The 18,328-nt window shown below is 61.0% G+C and carries 13 protein-coding genes; 7 read left to right on the top strand and 6 right to left on the bottom strand.

Going from position 1 to position 18,328, the window contains the following annotated elements; translation table 11 throughout:
- The first annotated feature begins 47 nt into the window (after positions 1–47).
- Positions 48–1,004 (top strand): aldo/keto reductase, encoded by a 957-nt coding sequence (locus TAN611_RS17135; protein WP_203066786.1) that lies wholly within the window; start codon positions 48–50, stop codon positions 1,002–1,004.
- Between the two features lie 10 nt (positions 1,005–1,014).
- On the opposite strand, the gene TAN611_RS17130 is transcribed toward TAN611_RS17135, so the two are convergent.
- Positions 1,015–1,575, bottom strand: a complete 561-nt coding sequence (locus tag TAN611_RS17130) for a GNAT family N-acetyltransferase (protein ID WP_187044288.1) — start codon at positions 1,573–1,575, stop codon at positions 1,015–1,017.
- Positions 1,576–1,639: 64 nt separating this feature from the next.
- The gene (gene yegD / locus TAN611_RS17125; RefSeq protein ID WP_203066785.1) at positions 1,640–2,992 is read right to left on the bottom strand and encodes a molecular chaperone; all 1,353 of its coding nucleotides are present in this window, start codon (positions 2,990–2,992) and stop codon (positions 1,640–1,642) included.
- A gap of 170 nt (positions 2,993–3,162) precedes the next feature.
- Between yegD and alkA the strand changes: the two genes are divergently transcribed.
- Positions 3,163–4,641 (top strand): DNA-3-methyladenine glycosylase 2, encoded by a 1,479-nt coding sequence (gene alkA, locus TAN611_RS17120; RefSeq protein WP_197950093.1) that lies wholly within the window; start codon positions 3,163–3,165, stop codon positions 4,639–4,641.
- A gap of 32 nt (positions 4,642–4,673) precedes the next feature.
- On the opposite strand, the gene mgtE is transcribed toward alkA, so the two are convergent.
- Positions 4,674–6,107 (bottom strand): magnesium transporter, encoded by a 1,434-nt coding sequence (gene mgtE, locus TAN611_RS17115; RefSeq protein WP_105232119.1) that lies wholly within the window; start codon positions 6,105–6,107, stop codon positions 4,674–4,676.
- 216 nt (positions 6,108–6,323) lie between these two features.
- On the opposite strand from mgtE, the gene TAN611_RS23725 reads away from it, so the two are divergent.
- Entirely contained in the window at positions 6,324–6,617 is a 294-nt protein-coding gene (locus TAN611_RS23725) for a hypothetical protein (RefSeq protein ID WP_187044291.1), read from the top strand.
- A 269-nt stretch (positions 6,618–6,886) separates the two neighbouring features.
- Complete coding sequence (locus TAN611_RS17105; protein ID WP_105232118.1) at positions 6,887–9,118, top strand: EAL domain-containing protein; 2,232 nt, start codon at positions 6,887–6,889, stop codon at positions 9,116–9,118.
- Positions 9,119–9,163: 45 nt separating this feature from the next.
- Here TAN611_RS17105 and ppx read toward each other — a convergent pair whose 3' ends face one another.
- Both ppx and ppk1 read right to left on the bottom strand, forming a co-directional pair.
- Positions 9,164–10,717: an exopolyphosphatase gene (ppx, locus tag TAN611_RS17100; protein ID WP_105232117.1), complete on the bottom strand. Its 1,554-nt coding sequence runs from the start codon at positions 10,715–10,717 to the stop codon at positions 9,164–9,166.
- A gap of 10 nt (positions 10,718–10,727) precedes the next feature.
- Positions 10,728–12,791 (bottom strand): polyphosphate kinase 1, encoded by a 2,064-nt coding sequence (gene ppk1, locus TAN611_RS17095; RefSeq protein WP_105232116.1) that lies wholly within the window; start codon positions 12,789–12,791, stop codon positions 10,728–10,730.
- A 280-nt stretch (positions 12,792–13,071) separates the two neighbouring features.
- Here ppk1 and TAN611_RS17090 point away from each other — a divergent pair, with 280 nt between their 5' ends.
- Genes TAN611_RS17090 through pstB form a run of 3 tightly spaced genes read left to right on the top strand, consistent with a single transcriptional unit; the run spans position 13,072 to position 17,736 of the window.
- On the top strand, positions 13,072–15,249 hold the full coding sequence (locus TAN611_RS17090; protein WP_203066784.1) for an ABC transporter permease subunit: 2,178 nt from the start codon (positions 13,072–13,074) through the stop codon (positions 15,247–15,249).
- Positions 15,246–16,895 carry a phosphate ABC transporter permease PstA gene (pstA, locus tag TAN611_RS17085; protein WP_105232114.1) on the top strand — a complete coding sequence of 550 codons (1,650 nt, stop codon included), beginning with the start codon at positions 15,246–15,248 and terminating at the stop codon, positions 16,893–16,895. Before TAN611_RS17090 ends, pstA begins: the two co-directional genes overlap by 4 nt.
- A gap of 28 nt (positions 16,896–16,923) precedes the next feature.
- Positions 16,924–17,736, top strand: coding sequence for a phosphate ABC transporter ATP-binding protein PstB (pstB, locus tag TAN611_RS17080; RefSeq protein WP_105232113.1), 813 nt, complete (start codon positions 16,924–16,926; stop codon positions 17,734–17,736).
- A 2-nt stretch (positions 17,737–17,738) separates the two neighbouring features.
- On the opposite strand, the gene TAN611_RS17075 is transcribed toward pstB, so the two are convergent.
- Positions 17,739–18,311 (bottom strand): polymer-forming cytoskeletal protein, encoded by a 573-nt coding sequence (locus tag TAN611_RS17075; protein WP_187044294.1) that lies wholly within the window; start codon positions 18,309–18,311, stop codon positions 17,739–17,741.
- Positions 18,312–18,328 lie beyond the last annotated feature (17 nt).

Raw genomic sequence — 18,328 nt, 5'->3', positions numbered from 1 at the left:
TCAGGCTAATAATAATTACTCAAACCATTTGGCTGATAGAGGGTGAGATGAGCAAGCGTGAATTGGGACGTAGCGGAATCAGGGTGCCGAAACTGACGTTCGGCGGCAATGTGTTCGGCTGGACGGCGGATCGGGCGACGTCTTTCAGCCTGCTGGACGCGCTGGTGGACAACCAACTGAATTTTATCGATACCGCCGATGTGTATTCCTACTGGGCGCCGGGCAATCAGGGCGGCGAGTCGGAAACGGTGATCGGCGAATGGCTGAAACAGAGCGGCAAGCGCGATCGGGTGATTATCGCCACCAAAGTGGGGAAAATGAACGATGCAGCCGGCAAACCGCAGCTGTCGGCCGGCTATATCCGCCAGGCGGTGGAGAATTCGCTGCGCCGTCTGCAGACGGACTATATCGATTTATACCAATCTCATGACGACGACCGCGACACCCCGCTGGCGGAAACCCTGGCGACCTTTGACGCGTTGATCAAAGAGGGCAAGGTACGGGCGATCGGCGCATCCAACTATCAGGCCGATCGGCTGGAAGAGGCGCTGCGGGTCAGCGAGCAGCACGGGCTGGCGCGCTATGAGACCCTGCAGCCGGAATATAACCTCTATGCCCGACAAGGCTATGAACAGGCGCTGGAAGGGGTTGCCGTCAGGCACGGGCTGGGGGTGATCAACTTCTGGGCGCTGGCCAGCGGTTTTCTTACCGGCAAGTACCGCAGCGCCGATGATATCGGCAAGAGTCAGCGTGGCGACACCATCGTGGCGCGCTATTTGAACGCGCGCGGTTTACGCATTCTGGAGGCGCTGGATAGCGTGGCGCAGCGGCATGCGACGACGCCGACTCAGGTCTCGCTGGCCTGGCTGATGGCGCGGCCGAGCATTACCTCGCCGATTGCCAGCGCCACCTCGCTGGCCCAGTTGGATGAGCTGATCGGCGCTACGCAACTGTCGCTGAGCGCAGAAGATATTCGCCAGCTGGATCGGGCCAGCGAGGAATAAGGTGCGGGCGTCAGTCAGCCTGCTCCCGCCACTGCTGCCGGTTCAGCCGGTACACCACATGGCGGCGCAGGCGGTGGCCCGGCGGCAGGCGCGGATGGTCAAAATACTCGTCAGCGCAGCGCATGCCGATGCGTTCCATCACCCGGCGTGAGGGATGGTTGACGACGGCGGTAAACGACACCACTTCCGGCAGTTGCAGCTGTGAAAACGCATGGTTCAGCGCTGCCCGTGCGGCCTCGCTGGCGTAGCCGTGGCCCCAGTGGGCGGCGGCCAGCCGCCAGCCGATCTCCACGCAGGGCGACAGCGGCAGATCGTCGCCGACCTGGGCCAGGCCGACAAAACCGATAAAGGGAACATGGCCCGGCAGTTCGACGGCCCATAATCCCCAGCCGTGCTGCTGCATAAACTGGCGGATCGCGGCGGCCTGCGTTTCGCTGGCGGCGGCGGACAGCGGGGCGGGGAAGTAACGCATCACCTGCGGATCGGCGTTCAGCGCGGCGAAAGCGGCCAGATCGCTGTCTTGCCAGGCGCGCAGGCGTAAACGTTCGGTATTCAGCGTGGCGATAGGCATGGTTTTCACCTCGTTCTGTAACGGGGCGCGACCTTGACGTCGCGCCCGATGCCCCGTGGCGGGGTTAACGGAACAGCGTCTGCGCCCAGCGCGCCAGCCCGGCGGTGACCGAGCCGAAGTCATTGCCGCCGACGATCGGAATGCCGGGCAGCTGCTGTTGCAGCGCCGCGCGCAGCAGCGGCGAACGGGCGCTGCCGCCGGTCAGGTAGATCACGTCCGGCTGCGTCTGGCTGGTGGCCAGCGCGGCGGTGACCTGCTCCTGGATGCGCTGCAGCGGCTGGGAAATGGCATCCGCCAGCTGTCCCTGACTGATGAGTTCTGCCAGTTCCGGCTGGACAAACGCCAGCGGTACGCGGGTGGTTTCCTCGCCGGAGAGGGCGATTTTACTCTCTTCCGCCGCGCGCACCAGCCGGTAGCTCAGACGTTTCCGATACACCTGCAGCAGCCGACGCACTTTTTCCGGCTCCGCCGCGTCGCGGATCAGATCGTTCAGCAGTCTGGCATTGGCGCTGCTGTAAAACTCATTCTGCGCCGGCACGTCGTTGGTGGCGACCGCGTTCCAGTACGGCAGCGCCGGCAGGGCGATGCCTTTTGCGGTTTCACCGCCCATGCCGAACAGCGGCATCAGTTGCTTGAATGCCAGCATGATATCGAGGTCGTTACCGCCGACGCGGCAGCCGCTGTGGCCGATCAGGCTCTGCTGGCGATCGGCGCTGTCGCGCCACTGCGGCCCCATCAACAGCACCGAGCAGTCGGTGGTGCCGCCGCCGATATCGACCACCAGCACGGTTTTCTCTTCCTGCAGCGTGGCTTCGAAATCCAGCCCGGCGGCCACCGGCTCAAACTGGAATTCGATCTGCTTAAATCCGGCGCGCTGGGCGGCGCGCAGCAGAATGCCCTGCGCCTGGCTGTTGGCCTCTTCGCCGCCGGTGCCCTGGAAGTTGATCGGCCGGCCGATCACCGTCTGCTCGATCTGCTGTTGCAGCACGCCTTCCGCCTGGCGCTTGATATGGAACATCATCGCGCAGACCAGGTCTTCAAACAGCGCGATTTGCTGCGCCTTCAGCCCGTTGGCGCCGAGGAATGATTTCGGCGAGCGGACGAAGTACACCTCTTCCGGGTCTTCAACATAGTGCGCCAGCGCCTGCAGACCAAAGTGCAGGCTGTCGGCGTTGACCGGAATATCCTCTTCGCGGTTGTAGCTGACGGCGCGCCGCAGCAGTTGCTGGTTTTCCTCGCTGCCGGTCGGCACCTGCCAGTGGCGGTGCAGACATTCGCTGACCGCTTCGCGGCTCGGCGCGCACAGCATCGACGGCAGATACGGTTCATTGTTTTCCAACGCCAGCAGCTCCGGGCCGTTTTCCCGCATCACCGCAACGGAACAGTTAGCCGTTCCGTAGTCGAATCCTATAAACATTTTCTATCCCCATGCCAATGAAGGGGGGCGACTTTACCCGAGAGCGGGCGTCTGGGCAATGCAGCGCGTGCCGGACGGCGAAAATTTTAGCGGCAGCGTTAAGGAGATGCTTAACTAAGCCTATCTTGATGTCCGAATTCCGCACGTCAGCCCGCAGTCTGAGCGCCATAATGATGAAAAAACCGACACCGAGCGTTGCCATGAGTGAACACCAGGCGTTATATGCCGCGCTGCGCGCGCGGGATCGCAAATTTGACGGCCGTTTCTTTGTCGGCGTGTCGTCGACCGGCATCTACTGCCGGCCGGTGTGCAGCGCCCGCACGCCGAAAAGCGAGAACTGCAGCTTCTACCCCAGCGCCGCCGCCGCTGAACTGGCGGGCTTTCGCCCCTGCCTGAAGTGCCGGCCGGAACTGGCACCGGGCCTGGCGCTGATCGACCTGGGCAACCGCTATGCGCAGGTTGCGGTGCAGCTGATTGAGCAGGGCTACCTGTCTGAACACAGCTGTGAGGCGCTGGCGGCGCGGCTGGGGATTTCCGATCGCCATCTGCGGCGCATCTTCGCCGAGCAGTTCGGCGCTTCGCCCATCGATTATGCGCAGTCGCACCGGCTGCTGCAGGCCAAGCGCCTGCTGGCGGATACCGATATGCCGCTCAGCGAGGTGGCGTTCGCCGCGGGGTTTGGCAGCCTGCGGCGCTTTAATGAACTGTTTAAACAGCGCTACCGCCTGAGTCCGTCGGCGCTGCGTGAAAGCAGCGGCCGGCAGACACGCGCCGCCGACAGCGGGCTGGTGTTTCATCTGGGCTATCGCCCGCCGTACGACTGGCCGCGCATGCTGAATTTTTTACAGGCGCGTGCGGTCAGCGGCGTGGAGTGCGTGCAGGACGGGCGTTATTACCGCTCCATCGCGGTGACGCTCGGCGGAGAGTCGTATCAGGGCTGGGTCAGCGTGCAGCCGGAAACGGCGCGCGATCGGGTGCGGGTGGAGATTGCGCCGTCGCTGAGCCGGGTGACGACCGACGTGCTGCGGCGCGTGCGCCAGCTGTTCGATCTGGATGCGGCGCCGGACGTCATCGCCGCCGCGCTGGGGCCGCTGGTGACCGACCCCGGCCTGCGCCTGCCCGGCTGTGTCAACGGCTTCGAACAGGCGACGCGCGCGGTGCTGGGGCAACTGGTCAGCGTGAAGATGGCCGCCGTGTTTGCCGGACGGATGGCGGAGCGTTGGGGAACACCGCTGGCGCAGCCGCACGCCGGCATTACTCATGTGTTTCCGCTGGCCGGGCAGATAGCCGCGCTGCAGCCGGAGATGCTGCGGCCGCTCGGTATTCAGCTCAAACGCGCAGCAGCGTTGATCGCGCTGGCGCGTGCGCTGGAAGAGGGGCGGCTGGCGCTGGATAACGTGCTGGATATTGAGCAGGGCATCAAGGCGCTGACCGCGCTGCCGGGCATCGGCGACTGGACGGCGAGCTATATTGCGATGCGCGCCTGGTCATGGCCGGACGTATTTCTGAGCGGCGATTATCTGATTAAACAGCGCTTTCCCGGCATGACGCCGCGCCAGATTGAGCGCTATGCCGAACGTTGGCGGCCGTGGCGCTCTTACGCCACTTTGCATCTGTGGCATCACGACGGCTGGCAGCCTGAGCGATAGAAAAACGGGCCGGCGCAGGCCGGCCCGGAAGGTCAAAGCAGGAACAGGCTGGCCAGGCCGAGGAAGATGAAAAAGCCGCCGGTATCGGTCAGGGCGGTGATCAGCACGCTGGAGCCGACCGCCGGGTCGCGTCCCATCTTCAGCATCACCATCGGGATCACTACGCCCATCAGCGCGGCGACCAGCAGGTTGAGGATCATGGCCAGCGTCATCACGCCACCCAGCGCCCAGTCGTCGTACAGTAAATAGGTGACCACGCCCATAATGCCGCCCCACACCAGGCCGTTGATGATCGCAACGCCCAGCTCTCTGAGCAGCAGACGAGAAATATTGCCCTCTTCAATCTGGTGCAGCGCCAGCGCGCGGACGATCATGGTGATAGTCTGGTTGCCGGTATTGCCGCCAATGCCGGCGACGATCGGCATCAGCGCGGCCAGCGCCACCAGCTGCGAAATGGTGTGCTCGAACAGGCCAATCACCCGCGAGGCGATAAAGGCGGTGCACAGGTTGATAGCCAGCCAGGCCCAGCGGGTTTTTACCGCCTTGCTGACCGGCGCGAATACGTCCTCTTCCGGGCTTAAGCCCCCCATGCGGCGCAGGTTGCTTTCGCTCTCTTCATTCACCACGTCGACGATCTCTTCGATGGTCAGACGCCCCATCAGTTTGCCCTGCGCGTCGATCACCGGGGCGCTGATCAGGTCATAACGTTCAAACGCGCCGGCCGCCGCTTCGGCCTTATCTTCCGGCTGGAAGCTGGTGGGTTCGCTGTCCATCACGCTGGCGACCTGTGTTTGCGGGTCGTTCAGCAGCACCGCCGTCAGCGGCAGTTCGCCGAGCAGAGTGTTCTTACGATCGGTGACAAAGATTTTATCGGTGGCGTCCGGAATGGTTTTGCGCTGGCGCAAAAAGCGGTGCACCGCGCCCAGCGTAACATCGGGCCGCACCGTGACCAGCTCGAAGTCCATCATCCAGCCGACGGTCTCTTTGCCGTAGTGCATCATCTCGCGCACCTGTGCGCGCTGCCCCGGCTCCAGCGAGGTCAGCAGGCGGCCCATCAGGTTACGCGGCAGGAACTGCGCCAGATAGGCCTGTTCATCGATATCCAGCGTTTTGATCGCCTTGAGCAGGTCTTTATCGCTCATCTCTTCGATCAGGCTGTCCCACACCGGTTCAGCGACTTCCACCAGCGTTTGGCCGCGGCGCGGCGGATCCACCAGCCGCCACAGCGCCAGGCGTTCATCCTGCGGCAGCGCTTCCAGCAGGTCGGCGAGGTCGGCGGCGTGCATCTCTTCCACCAGCGCGCGAATTTCGGCGGTCTGGTCCATCAGCGCCTGGCGGCTGAGCTGCTGCTCTTCGTCCGGTCGGCCGAGGATGCCGTCGACCAGCGCTTTGTTGTTCAGTAACAGGGACAGGATGTGCTGACGGTGTTCAGCCACCTTTTTGACATTATGTGTTGCGGCAGACATGGTATTCCTTAACGCTTGGCACGCGGAGCTCCTGAGTCATAACTTGTACAAGATAGAACATCTCAGAGTATGGCGTCATTTTTATGATCGGGACGATACGCAGCCAAAGAATGGGTAAAGCGTCTGTTGACAGGCGGCTTACCCATTCGGCGGCGCGCGGACAGGCACGCGCGTTCACTGCGTTTCAGAGGCGTTGTCCCGTGGCGGATTGAGTGGTTGACTGATGTGCTGTTCCTGGGCGGAAACATTTTTTTCCTGATGATGGGGAATGGCGGCGAGAGTGGTATACAGAAGCCGGCCTATCAAAATGATAAAGCTTACCAGCAACACTATTTTGGTCATTTGTCCGGTGGTTCTTTTACGCATGATTTTTCCGGAAGTATCGGTCCTTGTGGCGCAGTTGTTGGTTATGCCCGTCATTTTTCCATGAGTGGCGTAATTTTAGTGGCGGCTGGCAAAATTTGTCTATGTATTTCACCGGGAAGCAAAAACAATCCTGCCGTTCGTTGAGTGTTGGTTTGATTTTATCCGGCGGCGTGGAGCGCTTTTTTTATCGCAGTAATGTTATTCCGGTTTTTAACCAACAATTATCTATTAATTGATCTAAATCAATTTTTAACCCACCGTTGCGCATAGAATTCGTGACCAGCTGTAAATTTTGCTGAATTTTTCATCACTGCTACCCCGATCTCGGCGACGGGCGGACGCCGCTTACTGACAGGTTACCAAGGTCTGGACGATAAATTGCTTCGCGCGTCAGCGGAGATATTCACTTCATAATGGTTAAATTGAAACTCTGGAATGATTTACGCCACCGTTGGTGGGGCCAGCCCTTAATCTGGAGCCTGGTGTTTATCCCTCTGGCCGGCTGGCTGTCTCCGCGCATTATGTTGCCGGAGGGGAAGGTGTACCTGGTCTATCTGCCGCTGGCGGTGTGCATTTCGCTATTGATGGTGTATGACTGGATGGCGATTCCCGGCATTGCCATTGCTATCATGGTCCGCTACAGCGCCCGGCTGGGGCCGGAAATCGGCATTATCATGACGCTGCTGTATCTGTTCTGCCTCGGTGTCTGCTGGTTGGGCTACCGCTGCCAGACGCAGCGCAGCTGGTGCGCCCGCATTAACGTGCTGGGATTTACGCCACCGCGCCTGATCTGGCTGCTGACGTTTCCGCCGCTGCTGTTTATCCTCAGCCTGCAGCTGATGACCGGTATGGGACTTTTGCCGGACGAGATGGGCATGGTGTTCGGCAGAGCCAATCTGATGCATACGCTGGTGAATTTCCATGCGTTGCTGATCGCCGGCCTCTCTTCCACGCCGCTGTTCTATTTTGTACTGCGCATGCTGAATAACCCGCGCTTTATGCGGACGCTGCGGCGCCGTTTCCGGCTGGAAGTCGCGCCGGGCGTCAAAACCGGCGAGCCGCAGCTCTGGCTGTTGCTGCTGGCCGGCATGGTGTTTGCGCTGTGTTACCCCACCGGCGTCGGGCACAAGGAGTTTTGGGTCGACTACAGCCTGACGCTGTTGCTGCCGCTGATGCTGTACGGCGCCATGCGCTTCGGCTATCACCTGAACTGCATCGCCTGGTCGATCGCGCTGCTGGCGCTGTTCTTCAACTATCGCAGCTATGTGCGGGTGGACGGGCGCCTGCACGATCTGGCCGTGGTCTCCTCGATGATGCTGGTGTTCACCCTCAGCGTATTCCTGCTGTCGGCGATTAACTCCCGCCAGCTGGTGCTGTTCGCCAAAATGCGACGCGCCTCGCTGCAGGATCCGATGGTCGGCCTGCCCAACCTGCGCGCCCTGAAGCGGGACCTAGCGCAGGCGCCGCGCTCGACGCTGTGCTTTTTACGCATTGCCGAACTGGATCTGCTGAGCCGCCATTACGGCATGCAGCTGCGTATCCGTTTTAAACAGCACCTGGCCAGTACTCTGCGTAAAGTGATGGCGGCGGACGAAGAGGTCTATCAGCTGCCGGGCTACGATCTGGTGCTGCGGCTTAACGGCTATGACGCCGAAGCCAAAGTGGCGGAGGTGCACGCCACGCTGGAGAACTTCCGCCTGGTCTGGAACGGGTTGCCGATCCATCCGCCGCTGGGTGTCAGCTACTGCGGCATCGCCGGAGAAGTGGAGCACCTGCATCTGCTGCTGGGGGAGCTGAGTTCGCTGGCTGAACTTTCACTGACCAGCGGCGAGCCGGAGAGTATCCGCAGCGATCATCAGGACGTGCAGAATGAGCTGAAGCACAAGGTGCGTTTGCTGCACCGGGTGCAGCGGGCGCTGGATGGCGACGGGTTTATCCTGATGGCGCAGCCGATATCCGGGGTGCGCGGCGACAGCTACCATGAAATTCTGCTGCGCCTGCCCGATGATAAAGGCGGTACGCTGCCGCCGAGCGAGTTTTTGCCGGTGGTGCATGAGTTTGGTCTGGCGTATCAGCTGGACCTGTGGGTGCTGAACAACACGCTGAAGTTTATGGATAGCCACCGCAATACGCTGCCGAGCGCGCGTTTTGCGGTGAACATCTCGCCGCCGACGCTGTGCCGCCCGACGCTGAGCCGCGATGTACGCCAGGCGCTGCAGCAGTATGACATTGAGCCGTACCAGCTGATTCTGGAAATCACCGAATCACACCTGATGCAGGATATCCACTATGCGGCTACCACCCTGCGGGAGCTGCGCGAACTGGGCTGCCGCATCGCGATTGACGATTTCGGCACCGGCTATGCCAGCTACAATCGTCTGCGGATGCTGGAGGTGGATACGCTGAAAATCGACGGCAGCTTTGTGCGCGATATGCTGAATGACCCGGTGGATCACCAGATTATCGCCTCTATCTGCAAGGTGGCGTTAATGAAGCGGCTACATATCGTGGCGGAATATGTCGAAAGCGAAGAGCAGCAGATGGCGCTGCGGGCGTTGGGGGTCGATTATATGCAAGGCTACCATATCGGCCGGCCGGTGCCGCTGACGTCGCTGGTGACACCGGCGCAGGAGCCGCCGGCGTAACGCTCTGCGGCCCTTTGCCGGGGCAGAGGGCCGCAGAGTAGGCAATCAGGCGAGGCGCTGCTCGTCCTGCTGCGCGTCTTCTTCCTCAATCAGCAGCTTCCAGCCGACGACGTCGTTCCAGTATTCCTGCTCGCGCTCCAGATCCAGCTGCACCAGCGTATTTTGCGCCAGATAGCCGGCCGGGAAGCGCAGCGTCCAGTGATTGTCATCGGTGGACAGACGCAGGGTTTCCGGCGTGGTGGTGGACTGACGCTGGTTATTCAGCAGCGCGCTCAGGCGCAGCAGCTGAATCAGCGGCAGATAGTGCTTCTTCTTGAACAGGTTCAGGCGCGGCAGCTCTTCCAGTTTGATGGCTTTACGGTGGAAGCGCACCAGCGCCGCCAGCAGCAGCTGCTGTTCCTGATTAAAGCCCGGCAGATTGGTGTTTTGCAAAATATAGGCGGAGTGCCGGTGCATGGCGCTGTGATTGATGCTCAGCCCGACCTCGTGCAGCATGGCGGCCCACTTCAGCAGCGCCTCCAGCTGCGGGTTGACCAGCTTGGTATTTTGCGCCATCCACTGGGCGTACAGCAGCTCGGTGGTCGCCAGCACCCGGCCGGCCTGGTCGCGATCGATATTGTAGTGCTCGGCCAGGCTTTTGGCGGTGCGGCTGCGAATATCCTGATGGCGGAAACGGCCTTCCATTTCATACAGCACGCCTTCGCGCAGCGCGCCGTCAGACAGACGCAAATCGCGGATCGCCAGCGCGTCGAACACGCCGCATAAAATGGCCAGCCCCGGTACAAACACCGCTTGGCGCTCTTCCGACAGCCCCGGCAGGCTGAGGGCGCTGAAGTTCTTGAACTGCAGCACCTGCTCGCTCAGCATTTCCAGCCGCTCCTGGGTGATCAGGCCGTCTTTTTCACCCATCGCAACCAGCACTTCGTGCGCCGCCTTGATCGAGCCGGAGGCGCCAAGAGCGTATTGCCAGCCCTGGATGCGGTATTGCCAGGCCAGGGTTTCCAGCTTTTGTGCCGCCGCCAGCCGGGCGCGGCGGAAGTTGGTGCGGTTGATTTCGCCTTCAGGGAAGAAAATGTGGGCGAAGCTGACGCAGCCCATGCGGCGGCTTTCCGCCAGCAGCGGTTCGAAATCTTCGCCGATCACCAGTTCCGTTGAACCGCCGCCGATATCGATCACCAGCTTGCGGCCCTTTTCCGGCTGGGTGTGTTCCACACCCATAAAGATCAGGCGCGCCTCTTCCTGCCCGGAGATAATCTCGATCGGGTAGGGGATCACGTCGGCGGCGCGTTTCAGGAAGGCTTCGGCATTCACCGCCTGACGCAGCGTATGCGTACCGACGATGGTGACGTTTTCCGCCGGGAAGCCCTGCAGCCGTTCGGCAAACAGGGCCAGGCAGGCCAGACCGCGTTCTATTGCTTCTTCACTGAGCACATTATTGGCGTCCAGGCCATCGGCAAGGTGTACCCGCTGTTTTAAGCGGCCCAATACCTGAAGGGCGCCGTTTACGACGCGGGCAATAACCATATGGAAGCTGTTCGAGCCCAGATCGATGGCGGCGATTTCCAATGGTTTATGAGTAGCAGTGCTGTTTAGCGGCATAGTTACTGGCCTAATTTCCTGGTTGTTCCAGAGCTTTTAAATAGTCGTAAATGGCAATTTGCGAACGGACCTTGCGGCGGTTGCCGCGCGGCACGTACTGATTGCTCAGCTCTTTATCAATATAACGGGCTTTGACGGTGTCGCTGAATTGGATCGCCAGAATATCCAGCACGCGCTGTTTCAGCGCCGGATCCAGCAGCGGCGCCGCCACTTCGATACGGTAATCTATATTACGGGTCATCCAGTCGGCGGACGACAGATAGACCTTGGTGTCACCTTGATTTTCGAAAACGTAAACGCGGTCATGCTCCAGATAGCGGTCAACAATGCTGATGGCCTGAATATTGTCGCTGATCCCCGGCAGATTGGGAATCAGCGAACACATACCGCGCACCAGCAGGCGTACCTTTACGCCGGCGCCGGAAGCGGTATATAACCGATCCACCAGCCCTTTATCCACCAGATTATTCAATTTCAGCGTAATGCCGGCCGGTTTGCCCGCCAACGCGCTGGCGATCTCATGGTCGATCAGATCGTACAGCATGCGGCGCGAGTTCTGCGGCGACACCATCAGGTAGTCGAAATGCACCGGGCGGTAGGGGTTTTCAATAAAGTTGAACACCCGGCGCACTTCGTTGGTAATGCGCGCATCGGCGGTCAGCAGAGAGTAGTCGGTGTAAACGCGCGCGGTTTTTTCGTTGAAGTTGCCGGTGCCGATATGGGCGTAGCGCACAATGGCGTCGCCTTCGCGGCGCGAAATCAAAAACAGCTTGGCGTGAATTTTCAGACCGGGGGCCGAGAAGATCACGTGTACGCCGGCTTCCGTCAGGCGTTTGGCCCAGTGAATGTTGGCCTCTTCGTCAAAGCGTGCCTGCAGCTCGACCACCACCGTCACTTTTTTGCCGTTATGCGCCGCGTGGATCATCGATTCGATAATGCGTGAATCTTTCGCTACGCGGTAAATATTGATTTTTATCGCCAGCACGCTGGGGTCGAACGACGCCTGCCGCAGCCATTCCAGCACGTGCTCGAAGGTGTGGTACGGATAGTACAGCAGCACGTCTTTTTCCCGGATGGCGTCAAAGCCGTTGCGGAACTTGTCGAACCAGGTATGACGCAGGCGCGGCAGCGGCCGGTTGACCAGGTTGCTTTTGCCGACGTTGGGGAAGCCGATAAAGTCCTTGAAGTTGTGGTAGCGGCCGCCGGCGATCACCGAGTCGTAGTTGGAGATGCCCAGCTTTTCGCGCAGCAGCTCCACCATTTTGTTCGGCATATCGCGCTGGTACACAAAGCGCACTGGCTCGGCGGTCAGGCGCTGTTTCAGGCTGGAGGACATCAGTTCCAGCAGGCTGGACTCCATTTCCGTCACCAGATCGTATTCCGCATCGCGCGTCATCTTCATTGAATAGGCGTTGAGCGCGTCGTAGTCGAAGAAGCCCTTAAAAATATCATCCAGGCAGTAGCGCAGAATATTGTCCAGCAGGATCATCGGTTTGCGCCGGCGCGGCGCCTCCGGCGGCAGATTGACGAAGCGCGGCACCTTATCAGACGGAATTTCCAGCAGCGCATAGTCGATATGGGTACCGCGGATGATCTCCACCGCCAGATAGGTGTAGTCGTCCTTCAGAAACTGCACCAGATTGGTGTCGTGATTGATCAGAATCGGCGTAATATGCTGGCGCAGATGCTGCTTGAAGTACTGGCGTAGCCAGACTTGCTGGTTCTCGGAGACCTGACGCTCATTGATCAGAAAGATTTGATTGCGCGCCATTTCCAGCAGCAAATCGTTATACAGGGTGTCGAACTCCTGGTCGGTTTTTAACACCTTGGCCTGGATTTTCTTCAGCAAATGGCGTGATGACCCGGCGGAGCCCTGTTCTTCGCTGATCAGTATCCGACGTTTCAGATCGGCAAAGCGGACTTGGTAAAACTCGTCGAGGTTATTGGAGTAAATGCCCAGAAAGCGCATGCGTTCAATCAGGGGATTGCTCTTATCTGCGGCTTCCTGCAACACGCGTTCATTAAAGGATAACCAGCTTAGTTCTTTCTCGATGTAGAGCTTTTCCTGACCCATTATTACTCCGGTTAAATCATGGGAAAAATCGAATGGCATTCCCCTATGCCGGCCCAGGCCGCCTGCCGCGCAGGCGGGTGAGTGGCGCCGTAGCCCATCGTTCACGCTGCCTGGATGCCGCTCTAATGTCCTACAACATTATTGCGAGAGATTGACAGTAATGTCCAACAGATCTGCCGGCCGGCGGCGGTAAACTTTGTCATGCAAACGACATTAATCTGACATAAGATGCCCGGTTATCTTTTGGCGTAAGCCGGACCAGCAACAAAGACAGAGAGTGATGGTACAGACAACGGCAAATCAACTTCCCCGCGATCGGCGGCGCGCGCGCATTGATAGCGGCGTACGGGCCATGGTGACCGTCAGCGGCCTGCTGGTGCTGATGATGCTGATGTTAATCTTCGTCTACCTGCTGTTTGCCGTGCTGCCACTGTTTAAATCGGCGTCCATCGAGACGTCACCGGCGCTGACGCTGAACCACGCGTCGCCGGCCATGGCGCTCGGGATGGATGTTCAGCAACGGGTGGGCTATCGCATCGACCGTCGGGGAGAAGGGCAGTTTTACCGTCTGACGGCGCGGCAGGGGCAGGCGGCCGGCACGCTGCTGACCAGCCAGCGGCTGCTGCCGGCGCCGACGCTGTTGGCCCGGGCGGTGGGCGCGCGCGACCTGTTTGCGCTGGCGCAGGCCGACGGGCGCTTTATGATTGCCCAGGCCGATTTTGCCGCGGCGCCGCAGGAAAAACCGCGCTGGACTCTGCCGCTGGGCGAGCGGCCACGGGCTCTGCTGCCCCATGGCGGCGCGCTGACACAGCTGGCGCTGGCGCCGGCGCGCGAGGCCGGTGAGTATCTGGTGGCGGCGGTGACCGAACGGCGTCAGCTGTTGTTTGCCCGCGTTGCCGCACAGCAGCCGGCGGCGGTAAGTCGCGTCGCGCTGGATGCTGACGTCCAGCAACTGGTGCTGGCGCCGGATGGCCGCCAGCTCTATCTGCTGAGCGGCAACCGACTGGCGCGTTACCAGATCGACGGGACACAGCTGCGGCTGCAGGAGACGCAAACGCTCGGAGAACAGACGCCTTACCGTCTGACGGCGCTGCCGGGCGGCAGCGCGCTGATCGTGCATGCCGCCGACGGCACGCTGCAGGAGTGGTTCGACGTGGAGAAAAACCAGCGCTGGCGCCTGACCGCGGCGCAGCAGTTCGCGCCGCAGCCGGCTGCGGACGTTACGGTGATTGCCGAACCGTTCCGCCGGGTGTTCGCCAGCGTACAGCCGGACGGTGCGTTTGCGCTCTACGCCAGCATTCAGTCCCGGCCTTTGCTGAGCGCCCGGCTGGCCGCCGGCGTGCAGCAGGCGGCGTTTGCGCCGCGCGGCGACGGTCTGTTGCTGGAGACCGCACAGGGCTGGCAGCGCTATCGCCTGAATAATGACTACCCTGACGTAACCTGGCGCTCGCTGTGGCAGAAGATCTGGTATGAGAACTATCCGCAGCCGGCGCTGGTCTGGCAGTCTACCTCCGGGGAGGACAGCTATCAGGCCAAGTTCAGCCTGGCGCCGGTGATTTTCGGCACCCTGAAAGCCGCCGTCTATGCGATGCTGTTCGCGATTCCGCTGGCGCTGGGCGGCGCTGTCTATACGGCCTGTTTTATGTCGCCGGCGCTGCGGCGGCTGGTGAAACCGGCGATCGAAGTGATGGGGGCATTGCCGACGGTAGTCATCGGGCTGGTGGCGGGCATCTGGCTGGCGCCGGTGATCGAGCGCCATTTGCTGGTGATACTGGCGTTGCCGCTGCTGTTGGCCGGCGCGGTGATAGGATGCGGCCTGGCTCAGAAGCGCTGGTGGCCGGGCCGGCTGCGTCCCGGCGCCGATTTACTGCTGCTGTTGCCGGTGATGGCGCTGACCGTCTGGCTGGCGATGATCCTCGGCCCCTGGCTGGAGACGCTGCTGTTCGGCCAGCCGATGCACGTCTGGCTGGGCGATGACTTTGATCAGCGTAATACGCTGGTGGTCGGCGTGGCGATGGGTTTTGCGCTGGTGCCGATTATTTTCTCTCTGGCGGAGGATGCGCTGTTCAGCGTGCCGACGTCGCTCACTCAGGGATCGCTGGCGCTGGGCGCCACGGCTTGGCAGACGGTGGTGAGGGTAACGTTGCCCGCAGCCAGCGCCGGCATTTTCTCGGCGCTGATGATCGGTTTCGGACGGGCGGTAGGGGAAACCATGATCGTGCTGATGGCTACCGGCAATACGCCGATTATCGACGGCAGTCTGTTCCAGGGGCTGCGTGCGCTGGCGGCGAATATCGCCATTGAAATGCCGGAGGCGGTGTTCGCCAGCAGCCACTACCGGGTGCTGTTCCTGACCGCGCTGGTGCTGTTTGTGTTTACCTTTATTTTCAACACGCTGGCTGAGGCGATTCGCCAGCGGCTGCGCGAGCGCTATAGCCAGAATCAGGAGGCGCCATGAGATCCTGGCTAAAGTCGGGTTCCCCTTGGGTATGGCTGACCGCCGGATCGGTCAGCGTCAGCCTGTTGGCGCTGCTCGGCATTTTGCTGCTGCTGGCGGGGCAGGGCATGCGCTATTTTTGGCCCAGCCCGGTGTATCAGTTTGAGCTGAATCAGGCGGCGGCCGGGCCGGTAACGCTGATCGGCGAACTGTATCAGCAGCAGACGATTTCGCGCCGGCAGTTACAGGAAGCGGGCGTGACGCCACCGGGTGAGGCGGAGCAGGTCACCCGCTATCTGATCAAGGTCGGTAACCGCGAAAGTGAGGGGCAGGATTTCCGTACGCTGCTGGCCAGCGATATTCGCCGTCAGAGCACGCCGCGCGACCTGATGGTGCTGGAGCGCAACAGCAACGGCACCGCCTATGGTTTTCTGGCCGGCCTGCTGGAGGACGGCCAGCCGCTGACCGGCCGCGATCTTAGCCAGGCGCTGCAGCAGCGCCTGCCGCAAATTGCGGCGCTGTCGCGCCAGGCGCATGATATTCAGATTCATGAGATGGCGCGGATTAATGAGCAGTTTGCCGCGCTCAACCTGCGTGAGAAAAAGCTCCGGCGTGACGACAGGTTTGATGCCCGCGCCCAGGCGCAGATGAAAGCCGAGCGGCTGGAACTGCAGCGTCAGTATCGTCAATTGGCGGATCGGCTGGACGGGCTGAACCGGGATCGCCAGCGCGACGCGCTGCTGCTGCGGGATATGCGCGGCCAGGTGCATACCATTCCCCTGAGCCAGATACGCGATGCCTGGTACCCCAATGCGATGACATTCGGCCAGAAAATGGCGCACTGGGGCGAGCAGGTGAAGAAGTTTCTGAGCGACAGCCCGCGCGAGGCCAATACCGAAGGCGGCGTCTTCCCGGCGATTTTCGGCACCGTGCTGATGGTGGTGCTGATGTCGATCGTGGTGATGCCGTTCGGGGTGATTGCCGCCGTTTATCTGCATGAGTATGCCGGCAAGAACCTGCTGACGCGGCTGATTCGCATCGCGGTGGTCAATCTGGCCGGGGTGCCTTCTATCGTCTACGGCGTATTTGGCCTGGGCTTTTTTGTCTATCTGATCGGCGGCAGCATCGATCGGTTGTTTTATGCCGAGTCCCTGCCCAACCCGACCTTCGGCACGCCCGGCGTGCTGTGGGCCGCGCTGACGCTGGCGCTGCTGACGCTGCCGGTGGTGATCGTGTCGACCGAAGAGGGGCTGTCGCGGATACCTGTTTCGCTGCGTCAGGGGTCGCTGGCGCTGGGCGCCAGCCGGGCGGAGACCTTATGGCGCATTGTGTTGCCGATGGCGGCGCCGGCCATGATGACCGGCCTGATTTTGGCGATTGCACGGGCGGCGGGTGAGACCGCGCCGCTGATGCTGGTCGGCGTGGTGAAGTCGGCGCCGGTGTTGCCGGTGGACGATATTTTTCCGTATTTACATCTGGAACGTAAGTTTATGCACCTGAGCTTCCAGATTTACGATATGGCGTTCCAAAGTCCCAGCGTCGAAGCGGCCAGGCCGCTGGTGTTCGCCACCGCTTTCCTGCTGGTGGCGATCGTCGTCGGGCTGAATCTGGCAGCGATGGGCATCCGTCATTCGCTCAGGGAGCGTTACCGGGTATGGGAGCAGTAACGGTGATAACGAGTTTGGGGATCGCTTCATGGGATTAAAAACGCCGGGCAGTTTGCCCAGGCTGGATGTGCAGCAGCTGGATGACCAGAATACGGCGCTGGCGGCTGACGGGCTGCAGCTGTTTTACGGTGACAAACAGGTGCTGCATGATATTTCGCTGCGGATTCCGAAGCACCGGGCTACGGCGCTGATCGGCCCCTCCGGCTGCGGTAAATCCACGCTGCTGCGCTGTTTTAACCGCATGAACGATCTGGCGGACAACTGCCGTATTGACGGCGATCTGCAGCTGAACGGCGAGCTGATTTCCGGTGCGGACATTGACGTAGCGGCGCTGCGCCGGCGGGTGGGGATGGTGTTCCAACGGCCGAATCCGTTCCCGAAATCGATTTACGAAAACGTGGTGTACGGCCTGCGTCTGCAGGGCATTCGCGAGCGGCGGGTGCTGGATGAGGCGGTGGAGCGTTCGCTGCGCGCGGCGGCGCTGTGGCATGAGGTGAAGGACCGGCTGCGGGAAAACGCCCTGCGGCTGTCCAGCGGCCAGCAGCAGCGGCTGGTGATTGCCCGCGCCATCGCCATTGAGCCTGAAGTGCTGCTGCTCGATGAGCCGACGTCGGCGTTGGATCCGATCTCTACCCTGACCATCGAAGAGCTGATTTCGACGTTGAAACAGCGTTACACGGTGGTGCTGGTGACGCACAATATGCAGCAGGCGGCGCGCGTTTCGGACTATACGGCGTTTATCCACCAGGGGCGCCTGGTGGAATATAACGATACCGACGCCATTTTTACCTCTCCCCGCCAGCGGCGGACGGAGGATTACATCACGGGCCGCTATGGCTGAGGCTATTTGACCTGCTGCGGTTCCTGCAGCTGCGGGGCCGCATCGGCAGGGGCGGGGCGCGCCGTTTTCAGCGCCGTGACCTTGCCGGCGCCGGCGGCCGTTTGCGGCATCAGCTGGGACTGCCCGACAAACACGCCGCCTTTCTCAATAGAAAACTCGTCGGTAAAAATATCGCCGCGCATATGGCCTTTCGGCTGGATGGTCAGGCTGTCGGCGTGACAGCTGCCTTCGACGGAGCCGTTGATCATAATATGCTGGGCGTGGATTTCACCTTTCACATGGCCGGTCGGTTCGATGCGCACCTGGTGGGAGCAGGTCAGGCTGCCTTCAATCACGCCTTCGACAATAATGTTGCCCTGGCCTTCAATGGTGCCGGTCAGCTGGGTGCCCTGTGAGACAAAGGTGTCCTTGATGGCCTTAACCGGTTTGCTGCTTTCCAGTAGTTCCGCTAATGGCGGCGGCGCGGGGGCCGTCTTGACCGGCTCTTTCATATCATTGTGCAGGGGCTTGGCATCGTCCGTTTTTTTACCGGACTTCTCTGTGGGATTTTTCTTGGATTTATTAAATAGCTGCATGGGGTCCTTCCTGTATA

This window comes from Serratia sp. Tan611, from assembly GCF_905188235.1.
GTDB classification, from domain to species: domain Bacteria; phylum Pseudomonadota; class Gammaproteobacteria; order Enterobacterales; family Enterobacteriaceae; genus Serratia_B; species Serratia_B rhizosphaerae.
Note: the sequence above shows the minus strand (reverse complement) of the source record. Positions and strands in the feature narration are given on the sequence as shown.

Bases quoted from the DNA above. Each gene is read 5' to 3' on its own strand.
- yegD (WP_203066785.1), bottom strand. From the start codon at position 2,992: ATGTTTATAGGATTCGACTACGGAACGGCTAACTGTTCCGTTGCGGTG.
- alkA (WP_197950093.1), top strand. From the start codon at position 3,163: ATGATGAAAAAACCGACACCGAGCGTTGCCATGAGTGAACACCAGGCG.
- TAN611_RS17135 (WP_203066786.1), top strand. From the start codon at position 48: ATGAGCAAGCGTGAATTGGGACGTAGCGGAATCAGGGTGCCGAAACTG.
- pstA (WP_105232114.1), top strand. From the start codon at position 15,246: ATGAGATCCTGGCTAAAGTCGGGTTCCCCTTGGGTATGGCTGACCGCC.
- TAN611_RS17090 (WP_203066784.1), top strand. From the start codon at position 13,072: ATGGTACAGACAACGGCAAATCAACTTCCCCGCGATCGGCGGCGCGCG.
- TAN611_RS17075 (WP_187044294.1), bottom strand. From the start codon at position 18,311: ATGCAGCTATTTAATAAATCCAAGAAAAATCCCACAGAGAAGTCCGGT.
- TAN611_RS17130 (WP_187044288.1), bottom strand. From the start codon at position 1,575: ATGCCTATCGCCACGCTGAATACCGAACGTTTACGCCTGCGCGCCTGG.
- ppx (WP_105232117.1), bottom strand. From the start codon at position 10,717: ATGCCGCTAAACAGCACTGCTACTCATAAACCATTGGAAATCGCCGCC.
- ppk1 (WP_105232116.1), bottom strand. From the start codon at position 12,791: ATGGGTCAGGAAAAGCTCTACATCGAGAAAGAACTAAGCTGGTTATCC.
- TAN611_RS17105 (WP_105232118.1), top strand. From the start codon at position 6,887: ATGGTTAAATTGAAACTCTGGAATGATTTACGCCACCGTTGGTGGGGC.
- pstB (WP_105232113.1), top strand. From the start codon at position 16,924: ATGGGATTAAAAACGCCGGGCAGTTTGCCCAGGCTGGATGTGCAGCAG.
- mgtE (WP_105232119.1), bottom strand. From the start codon at position 6,107: ATGTCTGCCGCAACACATAATGTCAAAAAGGTGGCTGAACACCGTCAG.